Origin of the sequence: Kosakonia sp. CCTCC M2018092 (assembly GCF_003864115.1) — a bacterium.
Taxonomy (GTDB): domain Bacteria; phylum Pseudomonadota; class Gammaproteobacteria; order Enterobacterales; family Enterobacteriaceae; genus Kosakonia; species Kosakonia cowanii.
This window is the reverse complement of the sequence record NZ_CP034225.1, coordinates 3,477,721-3,491,285: the sequence shown is the minus strand read 5'-3', so window position 1 is coordinate 3,491,285 and position 13,565 is coordinate 3,477,721. Positions and strand designations below refer to the sequence as shown.

At 59.1% G+C, this 13,565-nt stretch carries 11 protein-coding genes; 2 read left to right on the top strand and 9 right to left on the bottom strand.

Features of this window, described 5'->3' with window-relative positions; translation table 11 throughout:
• Positions 1-349: 349 nt before the first annotated feature.
• On the bottom strand, positions 350-2,032 hold the full coding sequence (gene ybaL, locus EH164_RS16645; RefSeq protein WP_124969335.1) for a YbaL family putative K(+) efflux transporter: 1,683 nt from the start codon (positions 2,030-2,032) through the stop codon (positions 350-352).
• Positions 2,033-2,550: 518 nt separating this feature from the next.
• On the opposite strand from ybaL, the gene ushA reads away from it, so the two are divergent.
• Positions 2,551-4,203: a bifunctional UDP-sugar hydrolase/5'-nucleotidase UshA gene (gene ushA, locus EH164_RS16640; protein ID WP_124969333.1), complete on the top strand. Its 1,653-nt coding sequence runs from the start codon at positions 2,551-2,553 to the stop codon at positions 4,201-4,203.
• A gap of 4 nt (positions 4,204-4,207) precedes the next feature.
• Here ushA and ybaK read toward each other — a convergent pair whose 3' ends face one another.
• The 4 genes from ybaK to EH164_RS16620 form a co-directional block, all read right to left on the bottom strand.
• Positions 4,208-4,687: a Cys-tRNA(Pro)/Cys-tRNA(Cys) deacylase YbaK gene (gene ybaK / locus EH164_RS16635; RefSeq protein WP_023479038.1), complete on the bottom strand. Its 480-nt coding sequence runs from the start codon at positions 4,685-4,687 to the stop codon at positions 4,208-4,210.
• A gap of 77 nt (positions 4,688-4,764) precedes the next feature.
• Positions 4,765-5,574 carry a TraB/GumN family protein gene (locus tag EH164_RS16630; protein ID WP_124969331.1) on the bottom strand — a complete coding sequence of 270 codons (810 nt, stop codon included), beginning with the start codon at positions 5,572-5,574 and terminating at the stop codon, positions 4,765-4,767.
• Positions 5,575-5,658: 84 nt separating this feature from the next.
• Positions 5,659-8,157, bottom strand: coding sequence for a copper-exporting P-type ATPase CopA (gene copA, locus EH164_RS16625; RefSeq protein WP_124969329.1), 2,499 nt, complete (start codon positions 8,155-8,157; stop codon positions 5,659-5,661).
• 171 nt (positions 8,158-8,328) lie between these two features.
• Positions 8,329-8,625: a TM2 domain-containing protein gene (locus EH164_RS16620; protein WP_023479055.1), complete on the bottom strand. Its 297-nt coding sequence runs from the start codon at positions 8,623-8,625 to the stop codon at positions 8,329-8,331.
• 195 nt (positions 8,626-8,820) lie between these two features.
• Here EH164_RS16620 and cueR point away from each other — a divergent pair, with 195 nt between their 5' ends.
• Positions 8,821-9,231, top strand: a complete 411-nt coding sequence (gene cueR, locus EH164_RS16615) for a Cu(I)-responsive transcriptional regulator (protein ID WP_124971521.1) — start codon at positions 8,821-8,823, stop codon at positions 9,229-9,231.
• On the opposite strand, the gene EH164_RS16610 is transcribed toward cueR, so the two are convergent.
• Genes EH164_RS16610 through EH164_RS16595 form a run of 4 tightly spaced genes read right to left on the bottom strand, consistent with a single transcriptional unit; the run spans position 9,185 to position 13,493 of the window.
• On the bottom strand, positions 9,185-9,922 hold the full coding sequence (locus tag EH164_RS16610) for a DUF3142 domain-containing protein (protein ID WP_124969327.1): 738 nt from the start codon (positions 9,920-9,922) through the stop codon (positions 9,185-9,187). The genes cueR and EH164_RS16610 overlap by 47 nt on opposite strands.
• A complete protein-coding gene (locus tag EH164_RS16605; protein ID WP_124969325.1) occupies positions 9,892-12,099 on the bottom strand; it encodes a hypothetical protein in 2,208 nt (735 codons plus the stop codon). Before EH164_RS16605 ends, EH164_RS16610 begins: the two co-directional genes overlap by 31 nt.
• Positions 12,100-12,120: 21 nt before the next feature.
• Positions 12,121-12,582: an NfeD family protein gene (locus EH164_RS16600; RefSeq protein ID WP_206430680.1), complete on the bottom strand. Its 462-nt coding sequence runs from the start codon at positions 12,580-12,582 to the stop codon at positions 12,121-12,123.
• Positions 12,579-13,493 (bottom strand): SPFH domain-containing protein, encoded by a 915-nt coding sequence (locus tag EH164_RS16595; protein WP_023479088.1) that lies wholly within the window; start codon positions 13,491-13,493, stop codon positions 12,579-12,581. The genes EH164_RS16600 and EH164_RS16595 overlap by 4 nt, the downstream gene beginning before the upstream one ends.
• Between the last annotated feature and the right edge of the window lie 72 nt (positions 13,494-13,565).

The following is a 13,565-nucleotide window of genomic DNA, read 5'->3' as shown; positions in this document are numbered from 1 at the left end:
ACTTTGCTTTTATCTCTAATATGACAGCGAGGGTGTTGTGTCCCCGCTGAAATCGGCGAAACGAAGCGGGAATGACAAGGTCTGGACGCCATGGATGGCGGACAGAGGCGAACCGAGACAGGATGTCGAGTCGAGCCGGCCGCAGTCAGGCACGCGGGAGGTGAGCGCAGTGCGCAGCACCGATTTCCTCGCGGGGCCGCGGGGATTGATAAGGGGAGCGCGGCCGCTTCCCTTATCCCGTTCACCGCATAAGAGGTTAATGAAACACCCGAACGCCTGGTGAACGGAACGATCCCACCAATGCAACATGCCAGGCCAATTGCCGGATGGCGCGTACCGCTTATCCGGCCTACGCGGTTTCCGCGGCTTCATTTCCTGCTGGCGTATTCGCCAGGATATTCAACATCGTGTTGGCGATCTCGCGCTCACCCATCACCACCTGGTTTGCACCGCGTTCGCTGATGTAATCCACCTCATCGTCATAATGGGCGCGGGCGATAATCTCAATGTTCGGGCACTTCTCGCGCGCGGTGGCGACAATCTCACCCGCTTCATAACCGTTCGGGATGGTCAACAGCAGCCAGCGGGCGCAATCCAGATGCGCAAGATTCATAATCTCTTCATTCGCCGCATTCCCCAGCACCGCGCGGATACCGCGCTCGCGCAGCTCATCCACCCGCGTGCGCGAGGTTTCAATCACCACCAGCGGAATGCCCTGGGCAATCAGTTTCTCGCCGAGCAGGCTGCCGACACGGCCAAAGCCGACCAGCAGCGCATGGTTGCAGATATCAACCGGGATCTGCTTCTCATCTTCCGTCGCCTCTTCCAGCGTCTGCTCCTCCAGCGTCTCGGTCTTATCGAGATACTTCTCCAGAATGGTAAACAGGATTGGGTTGAGCATAATCGACAGGATCGCCCCTGCCAGCACCAGGTTTTGCCCCTCCTGCGGCAGCAGATCCAGCGCCATCCCCAGCCCTGCAAGAATAAAGGCGAACTCACCAATCTGCGCGAGGCTGGCGGCGATGGTTAATGCGGTGCGCGGCGAGTGGCCAAACATGCGCACCAGCAGAAAAGCCGCCGCCGATTTACCAAAGACAATGATTGCCAGGGTTGCCAGCACCGCCAGCGGCTGATCGACCAGGATCATCGGATCGAAGAGCATGCCGACGGATACGAAGAAGAGCACGGCAAAAGCGTCGCGCAGCGGCAGGGTGTCGTGGGCCGCGCGGTGGCTCAACTCGGACTCATTAAGCACCATGCCAGCGAAGAAAGCGCCGAGAGCGAAGGAGACATCAAACAGCTCGACCGCGCCGAAAGCGATACCGAGCGCCAGCGCCAGCACCGAAAGAGTAAAGAGTTCTCGGGAGCCGGTCGCGGCACTGCGTGCCATGATCCACGGCACCAGGCGGCGGCCAACGAGCATCATAATGGCGATAAAGGCCACCACTTTACCGATGGTGATGCCCATATCTACCGCCAGCGAGGCGAGGCCGACGTTACCTTTTTCCATCATGCCCGCCACCGCTGGCAACAGCACCAGCGTTAACACCATCACCAGGTCTTCAACGATCAGCCAGCCGATGGCAATCTGCCCGCGCTGGCTATCTACCAGCTGTCGCTCCTCAAGGGCGCGCAGCAGCACAACGGTACTGGCGGTTGAGAGACAGAGACCAAAGACGATGCCGGTCATCAGCGACCAGCCAAGCCCGGCAGAGAGCGCCATACCCAGCAGCGTCGCCACGGCTATCTGTGCGATCGCGCCGGGAATGGCGATGGCCTTTACCGCCATCAAATCCTTCAGGGAGAAGTGCAGGCCGACGCCGAACATCAGCAGGATCACGCCCAGCTCTGCGAGTTCAGGTGCCAGTTTGGTGTCCGCCACAAAACCTGGCGTAAACGGCCCCGATAACACGCCCGCTAATAAGTAGCCCACCAGAGGGGAAATGCGCAGTTTGTTGGCAATCATGCCGAGGATAAAAGCGAGCACAAGCCCGCCGACAATGGTGGTAATAAGCGGTGTGGCGTGATGCATTCCGTCTCCTTTCGTTGATGCGTGGATCCCACGGTCGTCGACCGATAGCTAAGTAACAGTTTATGACAATTTTGCCGGTCGCGTTTGTTAATAATTGTTGAATTATGAAGAAAACAGCAATCTGGATGAAAAAAATGTCCAACCGGCTCTGTCATAACATAATTAAGGTCACTGACGCAGATTTAAAGGTTAGGCGGCTTATGAAACCAGGGCTTTCCCCATGCAGAAAGGCAGGGAAGTCAGGGTGATGGTGAGCGAATATGGTGATCATCCTGTGCAAACAGGGGAAGATGCGCTTTCTGCCTGGTCATTCAATGCAACCGCGCATCGCTACGCTTATTGCGCTCACGCCTCTGCAAGATTCGGGTTACGCCATTTTTGCGAAGAGTGAAGACGCTGGCGGGAAATAGAAAATAACGCGCAAAAAAAGTTGCCCATCAAAGTCACCAGAACTTATTTGTCTATTATTGACGAGCGCTGTATTTTCTCCTTTCACCAATGGGGTCAGGGAGAGAAGCATGAGCGTGTTAAAAAAGAGCATTACGCTGAGCCTGCTGGCGGCGATGGGCGCATTAAGCCTGCCGGCGCAGGCTTACGAGCAGGATAAAACCTATAACATCACCATCCTGCACACGAACGACCACCACGGTCACTTCTGGCGCAGCGAGTATGGCGAATATGGCCTCTCGGCGCAGAAGACGCTGGTGGACGGTATTCGCAAAGAGGTGGCGGCGCAGGGCGGCAGCGTGCTGCTGCTTTCAGGCGGTGACATCAATACCGGCGTCCCGGAGTCCGATTTGCAGGACGCCGAACCCGATTTCCGCGGTATGAACCTTATTGGTTATGACGCAATGGCGGTCGGCAACCACGAGTTCGACAACCCGATGAGCGTCCTGCGCCAGCAGGAGAAGTGGGCGAAGTTCCCCTTCCTCTCCGCCAATATCTACCAGAAGAGCACCAATCAGCGCCTCTTTAAGCCGTGGATGATCTTCAACCGTGAAGGGCTGAAAATTGCCGTCATCGGCCTGACTACCGACGACACGGCCAAAATCGGCAATCCGGAGTACTTCACCGATATCGAGTTCCGCAAACCGGCTGCCGAAGCGAAGCTGGTGATTGATGAACTGAATCAAAATGAAAAACCGGATGTGATTATCGCCACCACCCATATGGGGCACTACGACAACGGCGAGCATGGTTCCAACGCGCCGGGCGACGTCGAAATGGCGCGCAGCCTGCCGAAAGGGGCGCTGGCGCTGATTGTGGGCGGTCACTCACAGGATCCGGTCTGCATGGCCTCCGAGAATAAAAAACAGGTCGACTATGTGCCCGGCACGCCGTGCGCACCGGATCAGCAAAACGGCACCTGGATTGTGCAGGCCCATGAGTGGGGTAAATATGTTGGTCGCGCGGATTTCCAGTTCCGTAACGGCGAGATGAAACTGGTGCGCTACCAGCTCATTCCGGTCAACCTGAAGAAGAAAGTGACTTACGACAACGGCAAGAGCGAACGCGTGCTCTACACGCCGGAAATTGCCGAAAACGCGCAGATGCTCTCGCTGCTGACGCCGTTCCAGAACAAAGGCAAAGCGCAGCTGGGCGTAAAGATTGGCAGTACCACCGGCCGTCTTGAAGGGGATCGCAGCAAAGTGCGCTTTGTGCAGACCAACCTGGCGCGGGTTCTTCTCGCCGCGCAGATGGCGCGCACCGGCGCGGATCTGGCAGTGATGAGCGGCGGTGGTGTACGTGACAGCATCGAAGCGGGCGATATCACCTATAAAGATGTGCTGAAAGTGCAGCCGTTCGGCAACACCGTCGCTTACGTTAATCTCAGTGGTAAAGAGCTGCTTGATTACCTGACAGCGGTGGCGCAGATGAAGCCCGATTCCGGCGCTTACCCGCAGTTTGCCAACGTCAGTTTTGTGGCGAAAGGCGGCCAACTGAGCGATGTGAAGATCAAAGGCGAACCGCTGGATGAGGCGAAAAGCTACCGTCTGGCAACGCTGAGCTTCAACGCCACCGGCGGCGATGGTTATCCGCGGCTGGATGATAAAGCCGGATATGTGAACACCGGCTTTATCGATGCTGAAGTGCTGAAAGAGTTCATCCAGAACAACTCACCGCTGGATGTGAATGCTTACGAACCGAAAGGCGAAGTAAGCTGGCAGTAACGCCTCACTCGCGGCGGGCGATATCGGCAAATTGCGCACCCAGCAGTTTCGCCAGATCGCTCGCCGCCAGTTCAATATCCAGCCCGCGCTTGCCGCCAGAGATATAGATGGTGTCGAAGGTTTGTGCGGGCGCATCGATCAGCGTCGGCAGGCGTTTTTTCTGCCCGAGCGGGCTGATGCCGCCTACCAGATAGCCGGTGGTGCGCTGCGCTACCATCGGATCCGCCATATCGACTTTTTTCGCGCCCAGCGCTTTAGCAACCTTCTTCAAATCGAGCATACCGGCAACCGGCGTCACCGCCACGGCCAGCTGCTTCATATCGCCATTGACCGCCACCAGCAACGTTTTATAAACCCTGTCGGCATCCAGCCCCAGCTTGCGCACCACTTCATCGCCGAAGTTGGTCTCGTTAGGGTCGTGATCGTAGCTGTGGAGTTGAAAAGCGATGCCATTTTTTTCCAGTAACTTTACGGCGGGCGTCATAATAATCCTTCTTATTAAGCGTTTTCACGCCGTAAGCATACGCCTGCACCCACCGGGGAAAATAGTAGCATCTTGCGCTAATGGGCCATTTTTTCCGCTAACAGCGCGGGAAGATTGCCGTCGCCATAGAGATGCAGCGCGCCTGCGGCCACCACATAGCGCCCCGGCGGCAGGCGGAACAGATAGTCACACCATGCGCGGTTACGCTGATGCATCAGCACATCGTGCAGCGGCTGGCTAAAGGTTGAGGGGAGACTCAGGTTCTCGTCGCGCGGCGGGCTCTCCAGCCACCAGCTCATCATCACCTGTAACAGGCGCGCATTCTCATGCCAGTGGGTGAGGGTGTCCTGCAACAGTTCGCTACCCTCGTCCGGCAGCTGGCGCAAAATATCGAGCTGGCTGGTGGTGCCCTCCAGCTCCATGATCGCCACGTTGAAACGCTGTGCGGCCTGGAGCAACTGGTAGTCGATGCCGTAGTCGGAACGTAGCCCGAGCCGCTGCGCCTGCGTTGCCTGTAACACCAGCGCGATGTGCCAGGCCGGGCGCGTCTCAAATGCCGCACGGCTTAACGACAGGCTCTCCAGCGTGCTCTCTAACGAAGCGAGCAGCGCCGGGCTGAGGCGGGTGTCGAGCGGGTCGGCGTCAGGAAGGTTAGCAAACGGTGAGTCGGAACCGGCGATATCCGCCTCGACAATCAGCGCATCGGCCTCGCGCACCTTTTGCAGCAGCGCGGCGGGCAGCGGCGCCATGCCGTGGGTGCCCATATGAATGCTGCCGACCAGGTGAAGGTGCCGGTCGCCGGGCAACTCAACGTCTAATGCAGGCCAGGGGTAGCGGCGCTGACGAAGCGCGAAAAGAAAAGCTTTCAATCGTTGAAACAGGCTCATACGCGCTTCCTGAGAGTAAAAAGGCATGCTAACGCGCGAAGCGGGAGGGTGTAAACCCCGCCGCAGGTGGCGGCGGGGCGGGGCTTAGTCGCGCGGGGTAAAGCGCAGCAGCCGGTTGGCGTTACTCACCACCGTAATCGAGGAGAGCGCCATTGCCGCTCCGGCCACCACCGGGTTGAGCAGCGTGCCGGTCAGCGGCCAGAGAATTCCGGCGGCAATCGGGATGCCAAGGGAGTTATAAATAAACGCCCCGAGCAGGTTCTGCTTCATATTGCGCAGCGTGGCGTTGGCAATCGCCAGCGCATCGGCCACACCCATCAGGCTATGGCGCATCAGCGTAATGGCCGCCGTTTCAATCGCCACATCGCTGCCGCCGCCCATCGCAATACCGACATCGGCCTGCGCCAGCGCCGGAGCATCGTTGATGCCATCACCAATCATCGCCACCTGGCGGCCCTGCTGCTGGAGCTGTTTGATCGCCTCGGCTTTGCCATCCGGCAATACTCCGGCAATCACCTCATCAATGCCCGCCTCTTTGGCAATGGCATTTGCGGTGGTCGGGTTATCGCCGGTCAGCATCACCAGACGGTAACCGGCGCGGTGCAGGCGTTGCAGTGCCTGCACGCTGTCGTCACGCAGCGGATCGCGAATGGCGAACAGCGCCCGCGCTTTGCCCTCTACTGCCAGCAGCACCGGCGTCGCGCCACGGCTTGCATGCGCGGCAATCTCCTCATCGAGCGCGCGCGTATCGATCTGCTGTTCCGCCAGCAGCGCCTGGTTGCCGAGCAGCACGCGCTGCCCGTCAATCTCGCCGCTGACCCCCAGCCCGCGCAGAGTGCGGAACTGCTTCACTTCCGCCAGCGCCTCAGTTGCGGCTTTTTCCACAATCGCGTGCGCCAGCGGGTGGCTGGAACCCTGCTCAAGCGCCGCCGCCAGGCGCAGGGCGCTCATTTCATCCCCCTCCAGCGCGGTGATGCTCACCACTTCCGGCTTGCCGCGCGTCAGGGTGCCGGTTTTATCAAACACCAGCGTATCGAGTGTGCTGGCGCGTTGCAGCGCATCGGCATCGCGCACCAGCACGCCAAACTCCGCCGCACGGCCGACGCCGGAGATAATCGACATCGGCGTCGCCAGCCCGAGGGCGCAGGGGCAGGCGATAATCAGCACGGTTGTAGCGATCACCAGCGTATAGACAATCTGCGGTGCCGGGCCGAAGAGATACCAGATGGCACCGCTCAGCAGGGCGATGGCGACGACCACCGGAACGAACACCGCTGAAATACGGTCAGCGAGCTGGCCAATCTCCGGTTTACTGCTCTGCGCCTGGCGCACCATGCGGATAATGCGCGACAGCGTGGTGTGGCTGCCCACGGCGCTGGCGGTAAACAGGACGCTACCATCCTGCACCACGGTGCCGGCGTGGATCGTCTCGCCCGCGCCTTTTTGCTGCGGCACCGGCTCGCCGGTCAGCATCGCTTCATCAAACCATCCCTCGCCGTCGCGGATCTCGCCATCCACCGGCACGCGATCGCCGGTGGTCAGGCGCAGCGTCATGCCCGGCTGCACTTCGGCCAGCGGGAGGTTTTTTTCACCCTCAGGGGTAACGACCCGCGCCGTTGGCGGGGTTAAGTCGAGCAGCCGCTCCAGCGCTTTTGATGAGCGCTGGCGGGCGCGCGCTTCCAGCATATGGCCGAGGTTAATCAGACCGATAATCATCGCGCTGGCTTCGTAATAGAGGTGGCGGGCTTCCATCGGAAACCACTGCGGCCAGATATTGACGCTCATCGAGTAGAGCCAGGCCGCGCCAGTGCCAAGGGCAACCAGCGTGTCCATCGTCGCGGTGCCGTTACGCAGGCTTTTCCACGCGCTGGTGTAGAAGTGCCCACCGGCAAACACCATTACTGCCAGCGTGAGCACGCCGATGCCGAGCCACAGCGAGCGGTTGGCCTCGGTGACCATCATATTGTCGCCGAGCATCCCCCAAAGCATGATCGGTACGCCGACCAGCAGGGCGACAATCGCCTGCCAGCGAAAGCGCTTCAGGGTGGCGAGCGCCGTCTCCTGCTGGCGCTCGCGCCGCTTAATATCATCTTCAATCGCTTCCGCGCCGTAGCCTGCCTGCTCAACGGCACTGACTAATTCTGCGGCGGGCGCGCTGCCCATCACCAGCGCAGTGCGCTCCGCCAGGTTTACCCGTGCCTGCGTGACGCCCGGAACCTCCTGTAAGGCTTTTTGTACCCGGGAGACACAGCTGGCGCAGCTCATGCCATTGATCAACAGCTGCTGGCTGTCATCAAGATCGTGTGCTGCCGGAAGCTCTGGAGTGGCCGCTGTCAGTGCTTCCGACGGGAGTGATGACTCTGCCAGCGGTTTAGCCTTTGGGTGGCTGACGCTCGCGCCGTACCCGGCCTCTTCAACGGTTGCGATAAGCGCTTCGGCGCTGGCGCTGCCCGTCACCTGGGCATGCTCGATGGTGACATCGGCCGCCTCAACGTCGGGGCGTTTTTCCAGGCTCTCTTTTACACGTTTAACGCAATGGCCGCAGGAGAGGCCATCCAGGTTTAGCTCTATGGTATGAGACATACGCGTTCTCCTCAGGGATGAGACGTTTGATAACAGTAACAAGCTTAAACCTTCCCGCGAGGGGAAGGTCAAGTTCAGGGCGGCACAAAATAGCTCACGCGGCAAAAAAACGCCGCCAGAAATAAAAAACCCCGCATTGAGCGGGGTCTGGCATCATTTGGCGGTTAATACTCAGCCATATTTACGCGCGAATTCTTCGTCGGAATTACACAGGTAAATAATAAATTCGATAAAGGATATGATTGCCGGAATACAGGTCCAGAAGAACAGCAGATAAAGAATGCCCTGGCCCGGTTTACCTAAATAGAATTTGTGTGCGCCGAAGCCGCCAAGGAAGAAGGCGAACAGCGCAGCGGAGATGCGGCTTTTCTTGCCAGCAGTGCTCTGCGGCGCGCCGCAGCTCGGACATGCAACCGCTTCTTTATGTATCTCCTTTCCGCAACCGCGGCAAAAAGCCATATCACTCATAAACAACTCCTGTGTGTCGAACTTTTATCATTATTTGAAAATCCCGCGCTATGGTATAGCGAAGCGGCGGATCGGCAAATAGAAATATTTGCAACATGTATATATTTGTTTTGCGGTACCGCAAGGATTAATATCATTCTCCAGCCTCATAACAGGCGTCGCACTATTTGCCGTGTGTAAATAATGGGGAAGATGATGAATATCAGCGATGTGGCAAAAAAGACCGGTTTAACCAGTAAAGCGATCCGTTTTTATGAGCAGAAAGGGCTGGTGACGCCGCCGCTGCGCGGGGAAAACGGCTATCGCAGCTACAACCAGCAGCATCTCAATGAGCTGACGCTGCTGCGCCAGGCGCGCCAGGTAGGGTTTAACCTCGAAGAGTGTGGCGAACTGGTGAATCTGTTTAACGATCCCGCTCGCCACAGCGCCGATGTAAAAGCCCGCACGTTACAGAAAGTGGACGAGATCGAGCGCCATATCAGCGAATTGCAGGCGATGCGCACCCAGTTGCTGACGCTGGCGGAAGCCTGCCCCGGCGACGAGGGATCTGATTGCCCGATTATGGACAACCTTTCCGGCTGCTGTCATCACCGCGCGAAGGGTTAAGCAGAAAGGTCACCGTACCGCGATACCAGCGCGAGGCGGCAAGCTTCGCAATCTCTTGCTCATCGCAAATCCCGCCCGGCACGACGCCCAGTTTAAACGGAATGCGCAGGCCAGCGAGCGCTGGCAGATAATCGGTAAAGTTCGCCACCGTGCGGCGTCCCTGATAGCTCTGCACCACCAGTTCATCCACCGGCAAGGCATTCAGCGTGGCGACGCTGCCGGTTTTCGCCCAGTCCAGCAGACCGGTTACCCCCAGCGCATAGTGCGCGGGCAGCGTGTGCCGCAGCCGTTGCAGAAAGCGGGCGTACTCATCCAGCCGCCAGGTGGCGGCATCGAAATCAATCTGCAAGCCAATAACCTCGTTTCCCGCCGCCTGCCAGCGCGCCAGCAGGCTGTTGAGGCGCAGCAGCAGCGTATCCGGCACGTCGAGGGTGGCAAAGCGCACCGTTAACCAGATGCGCGGAAAGACCAGCCGGTTAACGGGCAGCCCTTTGCGCTCAAACACCGTTTTACCGCCGTGGATCACCACTTCGCCCTGATGGAGGTAGACCACATCGGCCTGGCGCAGCGCCTCGCCGGGGCGCACGCCGGACCAGAGCCAGAACGCCTGCTCCTGCCCCTTCGCCGGGCTTAATGAAGCGAGCAGGGCAGCAAGCGCGATTACCAGTAGTAGCGGAGTTCGTTGGCCCATACGCTTCCGGGGTAACGGCTCTTCAGTTGCTGGAACCAGGCTTTGCGCACCGATTTATCTACGTCCTCGCCGCCGCAATCGTTATAGCCCGACGGGGCGTAACACATCACCGCGCGGTAGAGGGCGTAACTCTTATCTTCCGGCTCCGCTTTCGGGTCGTTAATTACCTGCTGATAGGCGGTCAGCCGCTGCGGCACGCCGGGCAGCGCTTTAGTGGTGGTGGCACCGTCGAGGGCATCATTGCCGCCGAGTTCGGCGCCCAACGAGACTCTCGCCTGCGTAGTGCGGAAAAATTCGCCGAGGCAGTTCAGCGCATGCCCGTCCGTTGGTGTTTTGCTCAGCATAGTGACGGTCTTCTCCAGCGGAGCACAGGTGTAGCGGCTCGCCTCATCGCTGCCTTGCCAGTTAAAGACGTTGAGATCGACATCCGAGAAGGCCTCGTCTTTTACCGGCGGTGTAATGGCGGCGATCAGCTTTTTATCCTGTAACCAGTCGGCATAGTTTCCGGCGGTCAAATCGCGCATCAGCAAGGTGTGCAGGGCGATCGTGCGCTCTTCGCTGTTCGGCCCGTGTTGTGCCTGCGCAAGCAGCAGCGGGCGCGAGGCTTTGGTTTTCAGCACCAGCGAGCGAAAGCGCAGGTTAGTGACCCGGCTATTCGCTGCGAAAATCTCATCGACCTTCTCACTCGCCACCAGCGTGGCCGCCAGTTTGGCCTGCAACAACTGCTGCTGTTCGACGTCATGGCTTAAATCGAGCAGGTGCAGCCAGTGGCTTTGCGCCTCCGGCCAGGTTTTTTGCGCCATCAGCGCATCGCCATACAGCACCTGTTCGCTGAAGGCGAGTACGTCATGCTCCGCCAGCGCTTTTGCCGGGGTGATACCGCTGACCACCGCAGCGTAATCCTGCGTGCTGTAAGCCAGTTGCAGACGGAGATAGTTCCATAACGCGCTGCGCTGGTTGTTGTCGAACTCCGCTTTATGGCTCTCAAGCCAGGCCTTATCGATACAGGGCGTGTTTTCACGGCAGGGCGATTCGCGCATCCAGCGCAGGGCGGCAATAAAGGTCATCAGCGAGGCATTCGGCGCGCTGACAAACGCATCGCCTCCCCAGCTAACATCCTTACTCAGCAGCTTGTTGTCGCTCTCGTTGATAAGCGTCACCAGCGCATCGCCGCTGGTGGCGGCTGAGAGCGCGTTTTCATAACGCATTGCGAGGCTGTCCCACTGCTGAAGATACCAGTCAATACGGCGCAGCATCCCCTGCGTCGAAGCGGCATAGCGCCCCTGCGGCCACTGCTTGAGATAACTTTCCGCCGCGCTTCGCGCCTGCTCAGCGTGGGGCTTATCAATTTTCGCAACGTCAAAATCGCCATATTCGCCGTTGGCATTTTCGCTGCTGGCGTTAAGCGCATTACGCATCAGCATGTAACTCGCCGTTTCGGCAAGCCACGGCTGCGCGCTCTTTGTCAACGAAGCGAAAAGCGGCTCGGCGGCGGCATAATCACCGGCATAGAAGCTGTTAGCAGCCTGAAGATAGGTGCGAAAACCCGCCGCGGCGGAATTCTCCGGGAAGGAGAGGGCGCTGATCGCCTCTATACTCTGCGAAGATTCATTAGCCGCGATGCGCGCAGTCGCCAGCGCCTGGCGCTGTGGCGCGGTCAGGGATTTATCCTCAAGCAGGGCGGCGAAGAAGGCGGAGAGCGTCTCGTTATTTTGTGAGACAAAACGGGTTTCACCGTCGCTGCCCGCGTCATCCACCGCTGTTGCGGTTTGCGCGTCATTGCCGTCGGCAATCAGGCGCAGCAGGGCGGGCGGCAGCGTGTTGTCGCTCGCGACGCCCAGCGCGTTCATCTGTTGGCGCAGCGTGGCGGCAAGCCTTGAGGCTTCTGTCGCGGCGGCAGGCGGCGCGTCATCGTGATGCACACCGAAGTAGACGTTGCGGCTGCGGGTAACATCTGCTGGCATCGGCTGGCGCAGCGGATAGAGGCCTTTGCTGTCGCCCAGCAGGCGCAGCAGGTTGTCGCGGGTATCGGTGTGGATAGCGATAACCGGGGGCGTGGAGAGGTAGCAGCCGGGGCTGCCCCACGTGCAATCATCAATATCGGAAGAGGCCAGCGCGGATGCGCTGGCGCCAAGCGCGAGCAGGATGCCCAGCGCGAGCTGTTTTTGCGGGCCCATAGCCGGGATCCTTGGGTTAAGTTAGTCGCTTACGGGGGTGATCCGCAGCGTAATACCTTCAATGGCGATAATCTCGACGCGCGTACCGGCGGCGAGATCGGTATCGGCGCAGACCGGCCATGAGCTGTCGCCCACGCGCATATGTCCGCGACTGTTGACCAGCGCATTATCGAGCGTGAAACGGCGACCGAGCAGCTGTTGCCCGCGCAGGTTGAGCGAGGCGTCGGCGGGGTTTTGCTGTTTTACGCGTTTTGACAACCACAGCCACCAGAGCCAGGCGGCCAGCAGCGTCAGCAGGGCGAAGAGCACCCCTTGCCACTCCCAGCTAAACGGGATGACCCACGCCAGCAAACCGGTGGCAACCGCCGCAATGCCGCTCCATAACAGATAGCCGTTACCGCCGAGCATTTCGGCGGCGAGCAGCAGCCCACCCAGCGTTAGCCAGGCGAGATAGGTATGTTCAAGCAGCAGTTCGGCGATCATTTTTTACGCTCGTTGGCGCTATCTTTCACCAGCTCAGCAATACCGCCAATGGCACCCAGCAGGCTGCTGGCATCCAGCGGCATCATCACCACTTTGCTGTTGTTGGCAGAGCCAATCTGTTGCAGCGCTTCGGTATATTTCTGCGCCACAAAGTAGTTCACCGCCTGGATATCGCCGGAGGCGATCGCTTCAGAAACCATCTGCGTGGCGCGGGCTTCCGCTTCCGCCGAACGCTCACGCGCTTCCGCCTGCAGGAAGGCAGACTGACGTTCACCTTCAGCTTTCAGGATCTGCGACTGTTTATCCCCTTCGGCTTTCAGGATCTCCGCCTGGCGGATCCCTTCGGCTTCCAGGATATAAGCGCGTTTAGTACGCTCCGCTTTCATCTGCGCGTTCATCGAGGAGACCAGCTCCGCCGGCGGGCGCACATCGCGGATCTCGATACGCGTTACCTTGATGCCCCACGGGTTGGTGGCTTCATCGACAATGTGCAGCAGGCGGGTGTTGATGCTGTCACGCTGGGAGAGCATCTCATCCAGCTCCATTGAGCCGAGCACGGTACGGATGTTGGTCATGGTCAGGTTGACGATCGCCAGCTCCAGATTGCTCACCTCATAGGCGGCGCGCGGCGCGTCGATAACCTGAATAAAGCAGACGGCGTCAATGGTGACGTTGGCGTTATCTTTGGAGATGATCTCCTGGGAAGGGATGTCGAGCACCTGCTCCATCATATTGATCTTACGACCAATGCGATCCATAAACGGCACGACAAGGCTAAGACCCGGTTGCAGTGTGCGGGTAAAGCGGCCAAAGCGTTCCACGGTCCACTGGAAGCCCTGGGGGACAATTTTTACACCGGAAAAGACAATAACCAGCGCGACGACGATAAGAACGATAATGACGATTGGCATCAAAAAAAACCTCCTGTTTAATTTGATGCCATCTTAGCCCGAATTGGCGACGAAAGCAGCCCGATCGCCAAA